Origin of the sequence: Moritella sp. 5, assembly GCF_018219455.1 — a bacterium.
Lineage (GTDB): Bacteria > Pseudomonadota > Gammaproteobacteria > Enterobacterales > Moritellaceae > Moritella.
This window is the reverse complement of record NZ_CP056122.1, coordinates 1,874,350-1,893,989: the sequence shown is the minus strand read 5'-3', so window position 1 is coordinate 1,893,989 and position 19,640 is coordinate 1,874,350. Positions and strand designations below refer to the sequence as shown.

The following is a 19,640-nucleotide window of genomic DNA, read 5'->3' as shown; positions in this document are numbered from 1 at the left end:
AGCAAATGCTTAACAGAGGGACTTAATTACCGCGTTAATTAATAACCAGGTCCGGTATGCAGTACTGAGGGTACTGAACGGAAATAGTTGTAGTTGTGCTGCTTATCTTCTTCCGTAGCAGTCCACTCCGTCTCTAACTTAGCAAGATCTTCTTGCAGCTGGTCAAACACCTTGTGCATATCGTCCTTATACTTCGCATCGACACCATTGAGCAGGTTAGTAAAGTCACCTTGCAGTAGCGTGAATCGAGCCTTGCCGGTTGCCAATGCCACGAATGCCAAAGAACGCCATTCATTTATAGCGGTAGTGCCGCCATCCATAGGCACTTGAACCTTGCTAATACGAGGGTCCAGAGCCGCACGTATACCCGTTGTGCCATAAACTTGATGACGAATAACCGTGTGATGAATAGTGTCCGAAGCAAAGCGTGCAACACCCGCCTTAGTCTGGAAGCTCTCGTAACGTGCAGGTAAACCCTTGACCATGACCTGTAACAAACCAGCGTGAAAATCTTGTAAGTACTTATCCGCTTGTACCGCAGCATCATTCGTATAAATAATATCGATCAATGCCGTGGTATAGCCATTCCAGATTTTAGCGTAATCTAACTCCCACTTAATACAGGCATTCGGCAATAGCTCGCCGGGCTTACCCGCAGAACCCTGCATAGTTAGCATCGCAGCACGCGCTTCAAAATCTTCATCTGCACCATACTCGAAGTTGGAGTAGCAGTCGTTTAAGTGGTGCACCAAGCTATCATGGGTGGTCGCAAAAATTTGACTAAACACCGCGCCCTCTTGAACCAAGTGTTCGGTAGTAATCCCTTCCGCCAACTCATGGGCAAAGAAGTGCAAATACATGAATGTTCTGAATGGATGCGCCCACTGCCCTTGCGCCTCAAAGGCGTCATGCATCGCCACTTCAACCAGGTTATAAGTCATATGTATTTCAGCCAAGTGCTTACCGCTGATCACTTGATAATACATAGAAGCTAATACCAAGCTTTCCGCACGACGGAAGCTAGGGCTGCGCGGGTCTGCTAGCAATACATCAGTGGAGTGAGGCGCCACGACAGAAATCAATTCCAAACGCTTCTTTGTGCTGTTTACTTTAAAGTAAGCCGCACCGCCATAGGACTCATAATCAGGCTTGGTTTCATAGTTCTCTAAGAAGCGGAAATCAATGGTCAACATACCCTCGCCCATTTCTGGAGCAGGCTTTAAGAAAGGCGATGCCACACCAGACTCGGCCAAATACCCCAACAACTGGCCTTCTTTAAAAGCAGCAATCGCAGGCTCAGGCGCTGTGTCCATATTGCCGCCGTCGGGTAGATGTAAACCAAATATTTTCTTCGTAAACAAGCCAGGCCAGTATTCAGAACCGTCGCTCCAAATAGCCATACGCTTTTTATTGGTCAAGGGAATTTTAACATTCGCTTGAGGCAGGTAGTGATCCAGTATCGCCATGACAGAGAAAGCGGTCCTTGCTGTCTTTATCAATTTTTTAAACAGAGTGACTGATTCCTCGATATTAACAACGGCAGGAATACTCAAACGCTGCAGTAAAAACTCGGGGTGCACTTGATAGTATGGTTTCAAGGTGGTTTTTGAAGGTGGCTTTTTACCACCATAAACTTCCGTCAAATTAAGCGGATGAGGAAAACGGTCTGCGCTAACCAAAAAGAAATACACCGGCGACCAAATCTTATTACTCAACATGACGAGGAAACCACCGAGGGTCTTCGGCAATAAAACCACCGTCAATACCAAACCTGTAATACAAGCACCCACAAAACCCCATAGAGCCAAAGAGCCCTCTGGTAGCACCACTGCAACTGACTGAGAAAAGCCAATGTCTGCAGCCGTCACTTTTAAGATTGCGCTGTACAGTAAAATACCAGAGATAGTACTAATAGTATGGAAGACTGTGCTCCTCCAGGGAGTCGCAGTACCGATCAACAATGCCGTTAGCTGCGATGCAGCCTGCCCCACTAGCAACCACGCAATGATTTCTCCGCCTGCTGGGATTGTACCTGTTAGCACCATGATTATTTGAGCAACCTGAATACCCGCCAGCGCGAATGCCACAAGGGCCTGTGCACCGCCAAAGAACAAGGCGAAACCCAAACCAAAACAGGCGCCGCCCGCAAGATAGAGCATGGCAAAGCGCATGTCTGCATGAGTAACAACCATACAAGTAATAAAGAAGAAGATGGTAGTAACCACAGGGGCTAAGTTTAATAGACGAAGATTTAAAATGAATACGCCAAACTTAGTTCGCGTTTGCTGAAAGGCATGACCGCTCAGTAACAAACCCAGTTCAAACAACATACCCAAAACACTACCAATGATAGTGAACAAGAAAGGCATCCACATCCATGCGGCCATATTCGCCCCAGCCTGAGGAGGTTTCAAAAAGGTAAACAAATCACCCAGCCAAGCCAAGCCCGTAACAGAGGGATTGAGCAGCTGAATAAACATAACGCTAGACAACGCTGCCATAAACAACAAACTCAATATAGAAAAAATTGAGGGCAAGATTGCATAGGTAGGCTGTTCTGGCTTTTGAAAGCGGACTTCATCCGCATATTGAATAGGTATGGGGGCTGGTATAGGTGATCTTTTTATTTGTCTGACGACCTCGTTACCGACTCTTTTAATGGATGCAGGATCCTGTCCCGCATCATCCTCCAGTTGAACTGCTGTTTCATTTTTCATATTTGCCCTTTTTGCTTATTTATTATTTAAGTGAGAGTTTTATTCGACATTCCGCACGTAGTTTTGGTAAATTTCGAAGGAGTTGCCTACACGTTCGTAAAAGATACGACTGTTACCCATGATAGATTTTTAAATGTGAATAAGAATGTAATATGAAATTTAAGCAATGTACCACCTCATCAATAATTCAGAAGAAAGACAATATTAATATGGCATGGAAACTTTTTAATATTCAATAAGTAGTAACTATAATTATACTTACTGTGATCTACTCACCAATAAGTATAATTATTTAGGGGTGCGGTACGTAGGTTTTATAATTATTGCTAACAAAAAACTGGACATTCGCCATTAGAAAAATTATTGCGACCTAATTAAACGGTCGAAGGATACTAGTTTTCTAACGCAGAAAGGGAAAATAACGCCAGAGGTTGGCATAGCTGGTTTGGGATCTTATGATTGCTTTGGACAATAATGTGCATTGCGCAACAAATTTTTAAGCACAATTATTGAGTGATTGATGTAATAAGCTGGCATATCCATTTGGTTTGTGCTCCAAATTGCAAATCTCCTATTTATATTGATGTATCAAAGCTTCTTTTTTCAACCATTTGATAAACACAGAAATGCGAGACTTTCTGATTGAACCTGAATGATATACTGCTGAGTACTCAACTCCTGGTAGTAGGCTTATATCAAATGGCTTTACGAGTAACCCTCTTTCGATAAAGTCTCCAGCTAGGCTATCTGTTCCTGGACAGACACCATGACCTGCAATTACCGCATTTAACCCCATATCTAATGTCTCAACTTCCATACACTGAAAAGCTCTTTTGTTAATATCGACATTAGCTTTTTGGAACCATTCTTCCCAAGAGAAGTGGTGGTTGCGAATCCCTTTAATCAACCAACAATCAAGAAGGTGCTTAGGTTCGGTAAGTTTCATATTGTTAGCAAGTTCTGGAGAGCATACAGGAAACACAGGCTCATCGAACAAGTGCTCTCTGACGAGGGATGAATCGTCATTACTTCCAACCTCACCGATTGCTATATCAACTTCACCTGCAAGTCCTACTTTCGGTTTAATAGAAGAGCTAATACGTATGAGCGTTTCGGGGTACTCCATGGAAAATTTCCACAGTCTAGGCATTAGCCATCGGGAAGCAAAAGAAGGCGTTGTAGCAACCGATAGTACACCTGCTATCGGCTCGGGCTGAGTAGCGTTTAATCCCTCAGTAATTATTTCGAACGCCTGAGATACTTTTTCATAAAGCCTCTTACCTTCAGCCGTAAGCACCATATCTCGCCCTTTACGAATGAATAGTTTACAGCCTAATTCTACCTCAAGTTGCCTTAACTTCTGACTGACCGCAGCTTGGGTAACACATAATTCATATCCTGCTTTGCTATAGCTTCCCAGTCGTGCAGCAGCCTCAAGATAACGGAGGTTGCTTAAGTAGTGTAGCCTTTTGTCCATAAGCTGTTCTTATATGTCCTGTTAGAAACCATCGTTCGTAATTTATAAAAGCTTACTGGATAATAACTATAAAATCAAAGACCTTCAGGAATGTAGCTATATAAAATTTTGTAGTTACAACCATTTGTGGGTTAAGGAGAGTTTATGAAAAAAATTGGATTGGTTGGAGGGTTGAGCTATGTATCAACACTCGAATACTACAGGCTTATCAACGCGATGGTCAGGCAAGAACTCGATGGACATTCCTCTGCTCGTTTGGTTATTGAAAGTCTGGATGAACGAGAGTTTTTGGATAAGCAAAAAGAAGATGAAACTGAAAAGGCTTGTGAAGAAATGATAGTTGATGCTGTCGGAAGCTTGATAAATGCTGATGCGGAAGTTATTGCCTTATGCGCTAACGGACTGCATCGTTTCGAAGCTGCAATAAGAGAAGCTCATGGTATTGAGCTAATAAATATTGCTGAAGCTACCGCTGCAACTCTTTCTGGTCAGCACATATATCAAGCTGGTTTATTGGGTGTTAAGGCAACGATGGAAGGAGACTTTTATAAGGAGAAGCTTCTCAAGTATGGTGTTGTTCCAATAATCCCTGACACTTCAGAGCGTAACTTAGTGCAAGAAAAGATTGTATCTGAGTTAGTTCTCAATCAATTTACTTTGGAAACAAAAAATGAGTTCTACAGCATCATCGAACAGTTAATCGACCAGGGATCACAAGGTATTATTTTGGGGTGTACAGAGATCCCACTACTGATAACTGAACCTTTATGGCAGGGCGTACCTTTGTTTTCTACAACAGAAATACATTGTAGAGCAATTGTTAACAGCGCATTGAGTCTATAATCTATGATTAACGATCACAATTTCATTTCAGAACTACACAAAAGAAGCTATCAAGAGCAGAGTTCAACTTAACATTCGTGTCAAAAAATGAAAAATAACAATGTGGTCGAATTCAGTTCACTTGTGTTACTGGTTATTTTTTTCTCGGTATTATTGGCTCTTTTTTGGAAATAATGATCAATTAAACGCCTACGATTTGTATCTCTTGCAGGAATAGATATGCAAGATTACGGAGAAGTGACTATTGTTGCGCGATCTACAACCGAGTCATTACGTTAACAAAGAAAGGGGCAATTTTGAGTTAGCAAGGCTATGTGATTACCGAGGGAGTGTGACGGAGTAATGACCGTGGGACTTTGTCGTTTTCACTATGGTATTTTTACTAATACCTCTGAACGCTCGATCCGTAACACCTTGGTATTCAGATTTTCTCTTACCCAGATGTTTCTAATTGTCGAGTGACTGATTGATATATTGTGCCTTTCATCATTTCACTACTGATAGGGATTTGGGTCAGGTCGATGGCATCGATTTTTTTCTGGACTTATGGAGCTGGGATTAGGAATGCCTCTGCATTGCAGAAGCATATTTTTTAAACAAAAATTACTACTGTTGCCATTAAGATTGAGATGAAAACAATATCGTATCGGAATAAAGCTCATATTTACCCTGTAATTTATTTTTTTTGAGCTGTTTTTTTTCAGTATCTGCGTAAGGGATAACGGCTTTAAAATCTACAAAGCTGCCAATGTATGACCACCCCCTATCACGATATTCATTCTTTGAAACCTCACCTTGTAATAGCTTCCGACCAAATCTATCCATAACTGTAACTTTTGTTTCAATTTTGGGTGGAAGGTTAGGCCACATCGAAGATAAATCTACGGTTTCCTCTGAGTATTCACCAAGAACAAACGGTTTTTCGCTTGAGATTTTATTACATTGATTAACGGTAATGGTTTGGCGATCTCTTGAATTATTTTTATAGTCGAAAGTCACAGGCTCAAAGTTTTTTTCTGAAACCAGTTCGTATTTATTTCTGCTTTTCTCGACTAAGTACACACCCGCGTATTCAGATGCTTTATCCATCCAATCTTCATTATTATCAACAAGTTTTATTTGTGGTGGCTTATGGTTACTCACAAAGTTGGGAGTATATTCATAAGTAATTTGAAATAAAAAGTCTTCCATATCAGGTTTTGTTAAGGCACTAAACGCTTTCTTAACCGACTTTTTTATCATACTGACAGAAGTTGGGTCTGTCAGGTAAACTTCTATTAGCCCATGTCCAGTGCTCTCATCATGGTTGACAGGTGCGGTAAAGTTGAAAGGTTGGACAGAACCAATACCAGTTAACTGTAAACCATTTATCACCAAATCGTTACCAGATAGGATGTAATCCCCTTTTACAATTGGTGAGGCAGGCGCTATGTGAATAACTTTTATATTATCTGCATCATATCCAGTCTGAGACAACACATTTTCATATGATTCATTTACCCATAAGTTCCCCTGTGAATGGGCAATATAAATTAATTTTTTACCTTCCCATGCTAAAGAATCGTTAATTAACCTATGATTTAATCTTACCTCTTCAGTATTGGGGGTACTACCAGTGAGGGTTGCTAACTTTTCAAGAAATGCTTTTATTTGATAGTTAAGTTTAATACTTATTACATCGTTAACAAATAGGATAAACCCTTCAACGAGTGTACCTATCTTTTGGATAATAGAGCTTTCTTGACGCCCATTAATTATATCCCAAAAGGCCTCCCAACGGTCAAACGACTTTTGTGTAAGCTCATGAGTTCGTTGGTCGAAGGTTTCAGCAAAATCCCCCAGTAGATTAAGATCCCCTTCGTCGATGTAAGAGTCGTTATAGAAGAGTTGGTATTCAACTTTTTCGCCTTTGTATTCGTCGGTATTGAGGGTTGACTGGATTTTATCCTGACCGCGTTCTGCATCTTTTTTCGTTGTCGCCACACCATTAAAAAATCCAATAGCATAACCCTCGACCTTACAAGAATTATTAGCCAATGCAGGCTGTAATGTTACAAGCAGAATAAGTAACCAAGTGAGTCTATTCACAGTACTCTTCCTCTGCAGGTAAGGATATCGATACAGAGCCATCTAACAAGTGGTTGTAAGTGAGGTAAGCCATAGTGCGAGATTTAGTATTATAGGTTAAGGCCTCAATTGTACGAGATGTATTAATTCTATCATCTACCGGAATGCCGACAAACTTTTTACATGCAATGACGCTGAGGAACTTGTCTGAAATTTCAATCGCTTTATCGATGTTAGCATCGTTTTTCTCACTGAAATCATGATAAAGATTTTCTTGTGTTTGTTTTGCATCTTGCTTTAGTGCTTTACGAACAGGTTCTGTCACTTCTAATGCATCAATAAAGGCTTCAATATCATCACGAATGCCATCTGCATTTTCATCGGGTCCGGTGAGAGAGTCAGAGCGGTCTAGAATAGGTTCAAATTTATCGTATAAAATTGAGAATTGGTCATCAATAGTTGGTTGGTCTTTTAACTCCTGAATCAGTTCTGGCGTTTTATCTATCTTAGTAACTGGTATGTGTTCATTATGACTTTCGTTATTGCCGTTTTTACAACCCGACAATAGTAAAAATAAGATTAAAGTAAACTTTCTCATGAGATATGTCCCTAATTACTCTTGCTATCAAAAACTTTATATCTGTCACTATGCATGTGCAATCTCGACGTTTAACACCAGATGAAAACAACATATAAAGCAAGTTAAATCAATGTACTATTTGACAATATCACGTTGATAAATGCTAAAAAACCAAGGGTTTGTAAGTAACACTAAGTAACACTGAGTAATGAATAACAAATGTATGTAAGATCGATATGAACATATTATGGATGGGTGAACATGAGTTACAAAAAATAGTGTAGTGGTTAAGTAAAACTGGTGTAGTAATAACCATTTATATAACCACTAATCGACAACCTCGTTGTTTTTATTTCTAAATAACCCAACTTGGGCATCCATTCTGTTTAATAGTAATGTCTTTGGTTTGCCTCGGCTTTCAAATGCCATTCGTATTACTTTCTTAGTAAGCTCACAGTCAGGACTACTAGAAATAGCCCAGCCAATAACGGTAACTGCTGCGGTTAATTAAAGTGAGTTTATCACCTCTAACCAGATGGCCAAATTCATTGTGCCACTTCACTACAGATAATGTCACTCGCCCAAGCAGGCCTTGGATATTCTTTTACCGGATATGGGCCTTTCGAAAAAGCTTTATCATGGTAATAATTCACTCCGACGTCGATAGCCAACTGGCTGCGAAAACTTCCTCCTTTGGATAAAGAGGTTAGAGCGTAGATAAAATCATATTTAGGACGCCAGCCTAAAGTTTTTTTAGCCTTACTGTTTATATACACCCGATCGATGGAGTCCATCATCTTCCAACCAAACTCTTCGTACGTTTGCTTATATCTGGGATATTTTTGCCCCGAAACATTTTAGACTTTCTTAAGACTCTTTATTATCATGGCTGGTTTACCACCGTAAATACTTCCGTATAGTAATCCCTAATTTTACGCTCTCCATAGGTTGGAGCAATACTGTCATTTCCCATAACAGTTAAGAAAAACTCAGCAGCACCACCCCATTTCTCAGGTAGGTGTTTCATTAAACACAAAGTTAAACGCCTTAGACAGTCAGGTAATCGAATAATATTCACGTCTTTATACTGTGCTTCAAAAGCAAACTGTGCAATCTGAGTTATTGTTAATACTTCAGGGCCACCTATGTCTAGTTCTTTCAAGTTAGAATTAATAGCTTCAATACAAAATGCAGCGAGGTCTTCACCATGAATTGGGTTTAACTTTATCGATAAAGAGCCAAACAAGTAAACACTACCTTTGGTTGCCATGTGATAAATTTCTTCTAAATCAGAGAAGAAGCCGTTTGGTCTAATAACGCATGGTTGTAGTCTTTCTGAGCTGAGTAGGCGTATAGAAAACCTTTCTTTAGCTCTCAACATACGAACATTGGAATATTTTGGCGCATTGAGCGCTGAAATATAGATAAATTTCTCAACTCCTGCTTTTTCAGCCTCTAGCAGAATGTTTAGATTGGCTTGGTAGTCGATATCCATATACTTCAAACCATCTTGCTGTCGAGTAATACCTAAGCAAGAGATAACGACATCGACATCATTGCAAATGCCTTCAAGTTGTTGCTGGTTAGTAACTTGCACCTCAATAATCTGTGCTTCATTTACCCCGTTTATTAGTAACTTTTGTTTGTTGCGAGCCAGCGCAACAAAGTCCTGTCCACGCTCTTGTAGTTGCTTAACGATATGTAGGCCTAAGTAGCCAGTCGCACCCACAACTAAAACCTTTTTTGATGTCGTCATCATATTTTCCTTACCTTTTACGGCTAATTACTCCGCTAATGTTCGGCGATACGGTTCTTCTCTTACGCCATGAGAAAGTACTAACTTCATTATGAAAATTGGAGCTATCCACTCAAGACCGACAGGGGAAGGTATAAGCTGAGCAAGAATGATCGATAGCATTACGATCAACAATGCGACAGCGCGTTGTAGGTACAAAGGTATAAAATGAATAAATACAATTGATACCATCATCATGCCATACCAAAAGAAGGCATAAGACCATGCGATGTCAAAACACAGTGGAATCGCAAACAATTGAAAGTGGATAGCTGGGAATAGAAATTTACTTCTAACCAGTTTTCCCAGCCAATTAACATCTAGGTTTTGGTCTGTATAAAGATAACGCTTCATTGAACCAAGCGAGTTTGTTAGCACACCACCAATCATATCCAAGGTTAAAACGGCTGCTACGATAATTTGTAATACACTCCAATCAAGCTCTTTCCACGCAAAAAAGTATAGGATTGCTGGTGCTATGAATGCAGCATAATTTGCAATTGCACTCTCAGCTTTAGTCGCACCATAGCCTGTTGTGAAATTAAACTTCCCGTTGCACTGCCAGTTAATAGGTGCACCTTTTAAGGTTATTTGATCTTTGGTCATGTTGTCCCCTTCATTTGAAATTATTACGGACGAGCAATATACAATCTTATTTAGTCCGATCGGTCTAAATAAGATTAACCGATCAATTTGGATCTTGTCAATGTTTTTAGTCCAACTGGTCTTTTAAATGTTGGTTTTTATCGTCCAGTGGACTTTTAAAGGAAATGAGAATATAGTCCTAGGGACTTTAAAAGGGGCGAAACCATGCCAAAAATCGTAGATCGAGAAGCATACCGTAATAAATTAATCACCAAAGCAGTTGATATTTTTTCAGAACACGGGCTGAACGGGTTAGGAATGCGAGGCATTGCAGAAGCATTGGGTGTATCCAAAAGCGCTCTTTATCATTACTTTTCAAGTAAAGAAGAGTTATTTACCGCCTGTACAGAGTTTGTGCTAGAGCCACACTCACTTTATGGCGTAGATAGTACTTCAGCTCTACCTGAAGACAAGAAGCTAGCCATAGTCCAATTGATAAAGACCTTGGATAGCCGTTTTAAGGGCGAAATGACGGTGCTACTGGACTATGTCAAAAATAGGGACAGCCAAGATATAGCGAATGATAAGCTTCTAAAAATGGCTGACAACAAATTCCTAGCAGAGCTAAATAAAATAGTAGGCAAAGAGAATGCGAATCAGGCTTATGCTTTGTTACTTGGTGGTTTAATGACCCGACTACTAAATGGAAACCAAACCAAAATTGAAGAGATAGCGTCTTGGATCCTCCAACTTTCAGCGGGGGATGCGAGCTAGCGGATATTCTTTTTTGCTCAGGAAAAGGAGCGAATTAGACCAAGGGTACTGACACTTTCTGCCCAGAACCGTTCTACACTACACTCTACTCTGCCATAACGACAAGTATCGCAAACTCAGCAGCGTCATCCGTTGCTGAATAATCACACTAAGTTATTGATACAAATTACCAGCCACAACGTTCTCTAAGCGGCTTTATAATATTTTCTAAACCAGAGGTATTGAAAACAGCTGTAATGGCGCTTTTATTGTACAACGTTACTTGAGTCACTAACTTAGGAGAATCAAGCATCTCTTTTATGAAAGGAATTGGCTCGTTGTGATATGTGGTATTTTTGTCAGTAGACATACTCCAGTTTTGAGTCATTGCTTTATGCGTACCGACTTGGGTCAGAACCGAAGCTTCGAGACCAAGATAGTCGTTCCAGCCAATATAGAGATCTGTTGTATTATTTTTACACCTTACAACCAGAGAAACCGGTTTACCCCATCGGTTTTTTCCAGAATCAGCATTCAAAGTCAATGTGATGGCCTTAGAACCATCTACGGATACATACCACTTTCCTTTGCCCACGAACGACGCTGGTTTAACTTGACGGACATTAAGCTTTTTAGCTACAGCCAAATTATCAAAACACTCAAGTCTAACCAGATCCCCTTCAACAATAGCGCATTTAGCATATTCTTTTTCAGTGATTGTAGCGCTAGCGTTTGCAGCCAACAACAGTGAGGCTGCTACCAGTAAAATTTGTCTCATCATCTTCAGCTCTATCCTTGCGATGCTTAACGCTTTAATACTCTTTATGAACAATACCTTACCAATTTATTGCTGCAAGGTAAACGGCCAGCGACTATTGATGATTACTCTCGTGCGGTACGCCGCATTTCTGCTTACTTTAACCTGTCATCAGATAAGTTTACGACCTCGAATCTAAGCCTGCAACAATTGCAAAAGACATGACCAAAAGGCAACTAACCAAATGAGAACAATAGTCCTCACGTACAGATAACGTCGAGCAAATCCATTCAGCTGGTACTGTTATCGCGTTTTTCTCTTTGCTATACTTTTTGCTATACTCTGCCGTCGGCAAACATACTGTCACGACAGTAACTTAAACTCTATTACTCGGCATCACGACCGCATAGATATAAAGGCTTAACTTGGAATTATTAAACATTGACTGCCTTGGCAAATCGCTGCGGCTAGAAGGCTCGCTAGCAGGCTGGCAACAAGTATTTTGGGACGACAAACTCGTGTCGGTGATCAACGCCTCTAGTGACAATGAGGGCAGTAAAACCCATGAATTTGAACTCAACCAACACCGCGATGATACGCAACCACCAGCCAGCATCCTTATAAAGCTCACCACCGAGCTACTCTGGCAACCCTTTAAAATAGACTATGCCTTGTATGTTGATGAACAGCTCATTAACCAAGGCCAGCGCGACACAAAAGATATTGAACGGCAAACCCCGCAACATCCGGTTGCCGCAAAGCAAAAGTTTAGCTTAATTGGTTTAGGCTCGCTGGCGTTAAAGTTATTGAAGAGTGCCAAGGTTATCAAGGTAGTGCTGGCCGGCGCCAGCCTGGCTGCTTATTCATGGCTATTTTCATGGCAGTTTGCCCTCGCCTTGATTGCTTGCCTGGTGTTTCATGAATACGGCCATGTTAAAGCCATGAAATACTTTGGTATGAAGACCAAAGGCATTTACCTGATCCCGTTTATGGGCGGGTTAGCATTAGGTGATGATAAGATTAATACCCGTTGGCAAGATGTGGTGATCTCGATTATGGGCCCCACCTTTGGCTTGATCATGTCGCTGCTGTCTCTTGTCGCCTACTGGCTAACAGGGGAAATATTCTTTGCCGGACTGGCCAGCTTTAACGCCTTGCTGAATCTATTTAACTTGTTACCGATTTTACCGCTCGATGGTGGCCACATCCTCAAAAGCATTAGCTTTTCGATGAACAGCGTCGTAGGCCTAGTTGCTTGTATCGCAGGGGCAGTGGCCGGGATATTCATCAGCTATAGCTTAGGCTTGGCCCTGCTTGGCTTCATGCTGTTAATTGGTAGCGTCGAGATCGTATTTGAATGGCGTAGCCGTCATCAAAGCCATCTATTACCCCTCGACAAATACGGGCAGCTGTTTTCCGCTATCTGGTATATGGCGACAGTAGGCGCGCTTATTGGCGTGATTTGGTACTTTGCCGGTATGGGCGATGAGTTACTCTCCTTACCACTGCAGATATTACAAAGCTAATTACCAGCGGTGCCACCAGCCCATTGCGACTTGATTTTCTGCAATGGGCTTCATTGTTCACTCGTTTACATAACCCGTCATTTCCACAAATCCCTCTCCGTCATGAGAACCTTTAAAACTGACCATCCCCTCAAAATATTCAATACCAAAGCGCATGATCTGCTGCTGATTAATCACAGCCACGCGTAAATCAACATTTAAACCAATACTTTGTTTTTCTACGTGTAAGTCAAATGCATAGGGATAATCTAGCCTGTCGTTAACATGACTGACCAACTTAATATTATTCGCATCAAGAATATCAATAGCGCCATTAGTATGCATCAAACTACCATAGATAAAATCCTGTTCAGAAGAGCGAATACGGTAAATCATCAAGGCTTTATCTGTTGATACACGTAAAGAAAACCAATCCCAACCCAGTTGATCTTGCGCGAGCATTGCCGACCCCCACTCGCGGTCAAACCAAGCTGAACCAGTCACATTGAGCCATTGTCCTTGCCATAATACTTCACCTTCTACGTCGATAAAGGGCTGAGAATAATAATGGCTAGCGATCGCCTCACGCTGATGCTTTTTACTATAGCCCTGCTCACCTTGCAGAAAAAATGGACTCGCAGTCACTAGCGATAATTTTACCTGCCACGCTTCATTATCGGTACGCGCAGACCCATAACTGAGCTGCGCAGGTAATAATGCCGCCGACGACTGCCATAACCAATCATCAATTGCAGCAGAAAAAGGTTGCTCAGTAATAGCCACATTAGCAAACTCTTCCCTTCCCTGACGAAAGGCAGCAAGGTGCACCTTAGTATCCGCCAACGCACCATGAGCAAAATACCACTGCGCCTGATTAACCGCGGTACGGAATAACGTCCATTGCGTAGCAAAACGTATTCCCGTGTCACTCTTTAAATTAGACGTTAAGTACCACCATTCATGGCGATAATCTTTATGTGGCGAATGTGCTTGAGGAAAACGAAACTGATGCTCAGGTAAGGCCTGCGCATATTGTAGTTCCTCACCTTCTCCGACTTTAAGCGGACTTTTATTCAGCTCAGGTAATGTTTTGACTTGTTCGCCACAGGATAATAATAAGAGTACGACTAATACTACAAACACGAACAATTTAAACATTTTACGTGGTTTCATCTGCGACTCCTTAAATTCAATTTAAACAGCGGAATACCGAGTGCTGGCAATAAGAATAACAATCCGAATATGCTGCTGACAGCAAAGGACCCCACATTGAACATCAGTGGCATTGACCAACCAAAAGAAGCTGGTAATGCCTGACTCACCAATGCATGGGCTAATATTGTGGCGATTGGCCAGCTTAAAAGTACGCAGCCCACAGCAAGTAAGCACCATTGCATCAGCATATGAACAAACAGATCGGCCTTGCTATAACCCAAGCTGCACAAAATGTATAAATCGGCTTTACGTGCCAGCTCTAAACCATTAGCCGATAGAAACAGGCCAAAACAAGCAATCACCAATAATATAACCGCGATCAACTGCGTTAATATAAAGGTCTGTGAAAATACCTTCAGCGCTATTTTTTTTACTTGTGAGGGCGCATATATTTGATCATCAGCCAACCCCAACGCCAAGCCCACAGCTTGTTTATCGATAACAGTACCGGAACGAAAATACACACCGAAACCACTATAAATCCAGCCCGTAAATGACCGATTAGCTTGTGCGGTATCTAACGTCAGTGAAAAACCCGGATAGCCATATTCATAATAAATACCTTGAATATGACAGCTATATTGCATCTCTCCCTGATGAAAATGAATTAATTGTTCAACGGCCAATTGGCGTTTAAGCGCGAGCTGTTCATTGATAAAGCACCCCTGCTTAATCTTAGTCGATAACGACTTTAATAATAGCGATGACAGCTGTTGGGGTGACTGATAACTGGATACTTTAACGGCGTCACTCTCTATCCTCGCCCAAGTATGCTGATGCAGAGTATATTCATCAATATCATTGTTATTTTGCAGCCAATCTTCCACCTGTGGTTTTTGGCCATGATGATAACGGATAAGCAAATCTGCACTTAATTGTTGATCAAGAAAGCGCACAAACGCCCCCTCAAAACTGTGTACCATTAAAGCGGCAGCAATACTGGTTGTTAACGCGAGATAAAAAGCCGCTAGGGGTAAGTAACGTCGTCTAATCTGATTACTGGCATCTTGAAAAATATAGTTAACCCGGAAAGAGTTAAATCCAAAAGACGTCACACCCAGCCCACTTAGAAATAACATGCCTTGTAAAAAATGGGGTAAAAACAGCACACTCGCGATCAATAACAGGCCATACTTAACCATGATCTGGTACCAACTTTGGCTCGGCCACCCGATAAATAACAGCAATAGAATAACCGCTCCCGCTAACGTGACCAATCGAGGAAGGTAGCCTTTTACCGTGCTTGTAGTAAAAGTAACATGAGCAGTACTGATCCGCTTAAATTGCTTTGCTAATGCCAGTAATACCGCAACGGATGAAATAAGCAGCGCCCATAATGCGTATTGCCATTGCCAAGCAAAGTGACCACTCATATTCAGTGAATAAAGCTGACTAAACGTGAGTCCCAGCAAGGGCAATAATACGGTCACTAGCGCGACTGCAATCAATACCCCGACAATACTGGCAACAAACACCAGAAATAACGCTTCAAGCAACATGGCTATTTTTATCGTATATAGTGCAACCCCCAACAAACGTAACTGCATCGCTAATTCAGCACGTTTATGCCAAGCCTGCTCACCAGCCTGAAACGCAATAAACATACTGACAATAAATCCTAAAACAGCCAATGCCATTAAGTTAAGGTGCAGCGCATCGGCAAATCCACTGCGTTCTTGATATGACCAAGGTTCATTGAGGGATAAATGCGCGGGCAATACAGCCTCTAACGCCTGCTTCTGTGATGCTGTCAATGGCGCCACCATTAACGCGCTGAAATCAATCTGCTGGGGAAATAACTGCCAAGCGAGTGCAATATCAAGCAGTGCAACCCGACCCCATTGTTCGCTTGTGGTTAAACGAATGGGAATGGGGGTTTTGTCAGCCAATATCAATACAGAATTAACGTCGGGGTTGATATCGATATCAACATCCAGTGACGCCAAATGCGCTTTAGTGAACAAAACGGCTTGATGATTGAATTGGGCAGGATTAGCAATACTCAGCCCTAGCATATCAATAGCAAGGAACTTCAAACGTTCGCCATTCGCAAGATTCTTTCGAAATGTTAATACTGGCGTAATGTGAGTGAAGCCTTGTCTGCGCAAGTGAGCAAAGTCACTCTTACTCACTCGACCACCTTGCTCAGCGACAATATAAAAACCGATAGGACTCGTTAACTGTGCATTGGCTTGGTTATATTGTTGTTTGCTCGCATGATTTAAGACCAGAATACAAAGCAAGGTGCTGGTAGCGATGGCTAAGCTGAAAATTAAACCCAAATGTAGTAAGCGATGATGATTATATTCTGCTATCTGGGTTTGTAATGCCAGCCACAATTCTTGCCGGTCTACTCTGCGGATGAAACTAATAACATTACTATCCGTCATCGTCTCTACCGCCCCAACTCGATTATCTCTATTTATAGACGTGGTTGATTAAGCTTAGCTGACCATCTGCTAATTGATAGATCTTATCCATTTTGGCCGCAACGTTATAGCTATGCGTAACCAGTACGAGTGCGGTATTGTGGGATTTAGCTAATTTAACTAACAATGCCACGACACGGCTACTATTATCGTCATCGAGATTACCCGTTGGCTCATCGGCAAGTAATAATTTAGGTTGTGCACTCATCGCTCTGGCAATCGCCACACGTTGTAACTCGCCACCAGAAAGCGTCGAAGGATATTGATTTAATAAAGAGTGGATGTCTAACTGTCGGGCCAAGTTATAACACAGAGCAGTATCGTAGCGCCCAGCCAAACGGGCACTAAAAGCAATATTGTCCTGAACCGACAAACTCGATAATAAATTATATTGTTGAAAAATGATTCCTAACTGTTTCTTTCTCAGTTCACTGAGCTGCTGTTCACTCGCCTGTGTCAGTTCAACCCCTGCAAACGTGATCTGTCCTTGCTGTATCGGCTCTAACCCAGCAATAAGATTAAGTAAGGTAGTTTTACCGCTGCCACTGTCCCCCATCAGGCCAATACATTCCCCTTCGCCCACGGCTAAGCATAGATCTGACAACAACTTTCGCTGGCCATGGCCGTCCGAAACCTGGTGGCTAAGAGCCTCAATGGTTAATGGCACTGTTACTCCTTTTTGAACTTTCACAGGAAAGATATCACTTTGCTTGTGTCGCTAATATTAACGACACACGATTGATAAATTATATTGTTTAATTATCTTCTCTTAAGTCTAGCGGTTGATGTACCTTTAGTTGGAACAACCTCTGCACCACCAATGATATTCACGTTGTCATAAGCAAAGCGAATTTCTCTTGTCCGCCGTTCAATAGCTTGCGGTAAACTAGATGAGTTAGACAGTAACTGAACGATTTGTTTACGGAAACGATATATTTGAATGTTGATATGGTTCTCACTCTGCCCCAATATCTTGCTCAGTAACTCTTTATCAATCCAGCCTTGCTCATCAGCCCTCACCCCTTTAATAGCGTCATCGAGACGCTTTCTAGCCAGGATTAACAGTAAATAGTGATGATTACGTTGCCCTAGATCGAACACCTGGCCACCCATCGTTAATTTCATCGCAACATGTTCTTCATTTTGACTAACCATGAATTGTATTGATACTTGTTCAACAGTTTCAAGATCAGACACATCATTCTGCAACCTTTCAGCTGTAGAACTGGCTCCAATAAAAAGCCAAACTTGTGCTCGTCGACTAACCAGTTCAGTCACTTTTGGCACCATAGTCGGTAACCCAAGTGTAACCAATATTAATAAGCTATTTGGCGAAGACAGCTCAACAATACGCCATGCTTCTCCGGACAGACTGCCGAAATTAATCAAATCATCCAGATGTAAATGATACTCACGTCCTCCGTGAATTCGTTTGCCATTAACATAAGTACCATTACTACTCAAATCTTGCAGTACCCACACACTCCCATTCCAAAAAATTGTTGCATGCATACAAGAACTATCTGGCTCGAACAATAATGAGTGTGGAGCATTAAACTGCCTACCAAAGAGATGCTGTGGCATCAACGTAACTTTCTCTTCAGTATTAATATTGATAATTTTTGCCATAAAAAATTCCATCTATAATTATTAATTTAATCGTATCCGTTACATACATAATTCTGTGCCAGCAGCCAATTCAGCACGGTTTCGCCCTTTCGCTTTAGCTCTGTACAACGCTTTATCCGCACGAGCAAACAAGGTATCCAATGTATCTTCACATTGAAATTCGGCACTGCCGATACTACAAGATAGATTAAACTCGGATAATGAATGGTTTATGGTTACCGCATTTTGAATCCCCTGTGCAAAGCATGAAATGAAATGTTTATCCACACCATTAATCAAAATAGTAAACTCATCTCCAGCGAATCGAAAAATTTGTACTCGTTCACTACTGAACTTCAATAATAGTTGCGCAAAATTGGCTAGCACAAGATCCCCAGTTTGGTGGCCATATTTATCGTTGACCCGTTTAAAGCCATCAAGATCAATGATAAGTAATGATAAGTCCAATTGTTTTTTATGACTATTTTCGGATAATTGTTGAAAACAATGCTCAAATTTATTTCTGTTAGCGAGCCCTGTCAAGCTGTCTTTGAATGCCAGTAATTTCATTTTCTGATATTCCAGCGCATTATATAATGGATTGCTCAACACCTTAGACAACTGGGTTAATAACGCTTGTTGTACCATGGTTAGACGTTGTTCTAAGTCGCACTCTAACTGACCAAAAACATAGTCGTTATTAAATAAATCTAACCTTAAATTAACATTATCGGGAGCAGATATTTCAGCTGTCAAAATATGACCTCCAGTATGAAATTCAAGATTACAGAGAGGTATATATTCACGGACGCTTTGCTTAAAAATAGCCAATAAGACTTCAGGATCTAGACTGGATTGTAATTTACTCGCTAAATTGACATAGGCTCTTTCTGCTACTTTTGATTTGATCAGCATATTTAACAATAGCGGGTGTGTGAGGCTAAGATTAAATAACTTATACGATAACCAAGTGTGTGCTGTCATTACTATTATCACCAACTTCTATTTTCAAGTCAGTCATATTAAGCATCTGACTTTACTCGGGTTATTATTAAAATAATAACGGGACTCATCACTGTTTTTATACCAGTTGCCAAAAAGCAAACTATATAAATAGTTTAAATCCAGATTACCACTTTTGAGATCTAAAAAATATTACAGCTTATTACACTTACAATTATTACACTTGTAATAAGCTACTAAATTACATGTATTTTCTAGATTTAAAATAACGAAGAAAACAAAGCGACGCTCTTAATACACTTATCTTATCCCATCCCAAACTTAAGCACCGTAATTCAGCCCCATA

General features: G+C 41.1%; 16 protein-coding genes. 3 read left to right on the top strand and 13 right to left on the bottom strand.

The genetic code is table 11. The features are described 5' to 3' along the window. Window positions 1-38: 38 nt before the first annotated feature. A complete protein-coding gene (locus HWV01_RS08475) occupies window positions 39-2,717 on the bottom strand; it encodes a hypothetical protein (RefSeq protein ID WP_211674960.1) in 2,679 nt (892 codons plus the stop codon). A gap of 571 nt (window positions 2,718-3,288) precedes the next feature. Continuing rightward, a complete protein-coding gene (locus HWV01_RS08470) occupies window positions 3,289-4,194 on the bottom strand; it encodes a LysR substrate-binding domain-containing protein (RefSeq protein WP_211674959.1) in 906 nt (301 codons plus the stop codon). A 144-nt stretch (window positions 4,195-4,338) separates the two neighbouring features. Between HWV01_RS08470 and HWV01_RS08465 the strand changes: the two genes are divergently transcribed. Then, window positions 4,339-5,037, top strand: a complete 699-nt coding sequence (locus HWV01_RS08465; protein ID WP_211674958.1) for an aspartate/glutamate racemase family protein — start codon at window positions 4,339-4,341, stop codon at window positions 5,035-5,037. A 618-nt stretch (window positions 5,038-5,655) separates the two neighbouring features. Here the strand turns inward: HWV01_RS08465 and HWV01_RS08460 are convergent. From HWV01_RS08460 to HWV01_RS08440, 5 genes are all read right to left on the bottom strand, one after another. Beyond that, a complete protein-coding gene (locus HWV01_RS08460; RefSeq protein ID WP_211674957.1) occupies window positions 5,656-7,125 on the bottom strand; it encodes a hypothetical protein in 1,470 nt (489 codons plus the stop codon). Then, window positions 7,118-7,702: a hypothetical protein gene (locus HWV01_RS08455; protein ID WP_211674956.1), complete on the bottom strand. Its 585-nt coding sequence runs from the start codon at window positions 7,700-7,702 to the stop codon at window positions 7,118-7,120. Before HWV01_RS08455 ends, HWV01_RS08460 begins: the two co-directional genes overlap by 8 nt. A 527-nt stretch (window positions 7,703-8,229) precedes the next feature. Then, window positions 8,230-8,481: a hypothetical protein gene (locus HWV01_RS08450; protein WP_211674955.1), complete on the bottom strand. Its 252-nt coding sequence runs from the start codon at window positions 8,479-8,481 to the stop codon at window positions 8,230-8,232. An 86-nt stretch (window positions 8,482-8,567) separates the two neighbouring features. Next, complete coding sequence (locus HWV01_RS08445) at window positions 8,568-9,443, bottom strand: SDR family oxidoreductase (RefSeq protein WP_249185485.1); 876 nt, start codon at window positions 9,441-9,443, stop codon at window positions 8,568-8,570. 24 nt (window positions 9,444-9,467) lie between these two features. Beyond that, window positions 9,468-10,085 (bottom strand): hypothetical protein, encoded by a 618-nt coding sequence (locus HWV01_RS08440; RefSeq protein WP_211674954.1) that lies wholly within the window; start codon window positions 10,083-10,085, stop codon window positions 9,468-9,470. Window positions 10,086-10,289: 204 nt separating this feature from the next. Between HWV01_RS08440 and HWV01_RS08435 the strand changes: the two genes are divergently transcribed. Then, window positions 10,290-10,838 (top strand): TetR/AcrR family transcriptional regulator, encoded by a 549-nt coding sequence (locus tag HWV01_RS08435; protein WP_211674953.1) that lies wholly within the window; start codon window positions 10,290-10,292, stop codon window positions 10,836-10,838. A 166-nt stretch (window positions 10,839-11,004) separates the two neighbouring features. Here the strand turns inward: HWV01_RS08435 and HWV01_RS08430 are convergent, their stop codons facing one another. Further along, the gene (locus tag HWV01_RS08430; protein ID WP_211674952.1) at window positions 11,005-11,598 is read right to left on the bottom strand and encodes a type VI secretion system-associated protein TagO; all 594 of its coding nucleotides are present in this window, start codon (window positions 11,596-11,598) and stop codon (window positions 11,005-11,007) included. A gap of 401 nt (window positions 11,599-11,999) precedes the next feature. Here HWV01_RS08430 and HWV01_RS08425 point away from each other — a divergent pair, with 401 nt between their 5' ends. Next, window positions 12,000-13,100 carry a site-2 protease family protein gene (locus HWV01_RS08425; RefSeq protein WP_211674951.1) on the top strand — a complete coding sequence of 367 codons (1,101 nt, stop codon included), beginning with the start codon at window positions 12,000-12,002 and terminating at the stop codon, window positions 13,098-13,100. Between the two features lie 57 nt (window positions 13,101-13,157). Here the strand turns inward: HWV01_RS08425 and HWV01_RS08420 are convergent, their stop codons facing one another. The 5 genes from HWV01_RS08420 to HWV01_RS08400 all read right to left on the bottom strand — a co-directional run bounded on the left by HWV01_RS08420 (window position 13,158) and on the right by HWV01_RS08400 (window position 19,315). Beyond that, the gene (locus HWV01_RS08420; RefSeq protein WP_211674950.1) at window positions 13,158-14,252 is read right to left on the bottom strand and encodes a lipocalin-like domain-containing protein; all 1,095 of its coding nucleotides are present in this window, start codon (window positions 14,250-14,252) and stop codon (window positions 13,158-13,160) included. Beyond that, window positions 14,249-16,684, bottom strand: coding sequence for an FtsX-like permease family protein (locus HWV01_RS08415; RefSeq protein ID WP_211674949.1), 2,436 nt, complete (start codon window positions 16,682-16,684; stop codon window positions 14,249-14,251). Before HWV01_RS08415 ends, HWV01_RS08420 begins: the two co-directional genes overlap by 4 nt. A 28-nt stretch (window positions 16,685-16,712) precedes the next feature. Beyond that, complete coding sequence (locus HWV01_RS08410; RefSeq protein ID WP_211674948.1) at window positions 16,713-17,390, bottom strand: ABC transporter ATP-binding protein; 678 nt, start codon at window positions 17,388-17,390, stop codon at window positions 16,713-16,715. A 92-nt stretch (window positions 17,391-17,482) separates the two neighbouring features. Continuing rightward, on the bottom strand, window positions 17,483-18,352 hold the full coding sequence (locus HWV01_RS08405; protein WP_249185484.1) for an FHA domain-containing protein: 870 nt from the start codon (window positions 18,350-18,352) through the stop codon (window positions 17,483-17,485). Between the two features lie 39 nt (window positions 18,353-18,391). After that, a complete protein-coding gene (locus tag HWV01_RS08400) occupies window positions 18,392-19,315 on the bottom strand; it encodes a GGDEF domain-containing protein (RefSeq protein ID WP_211674946.1) in 924 nt (307 codons plus the stop codon). Window positions 19,316-19,640 lie beyond the last annotated feature (325 nt).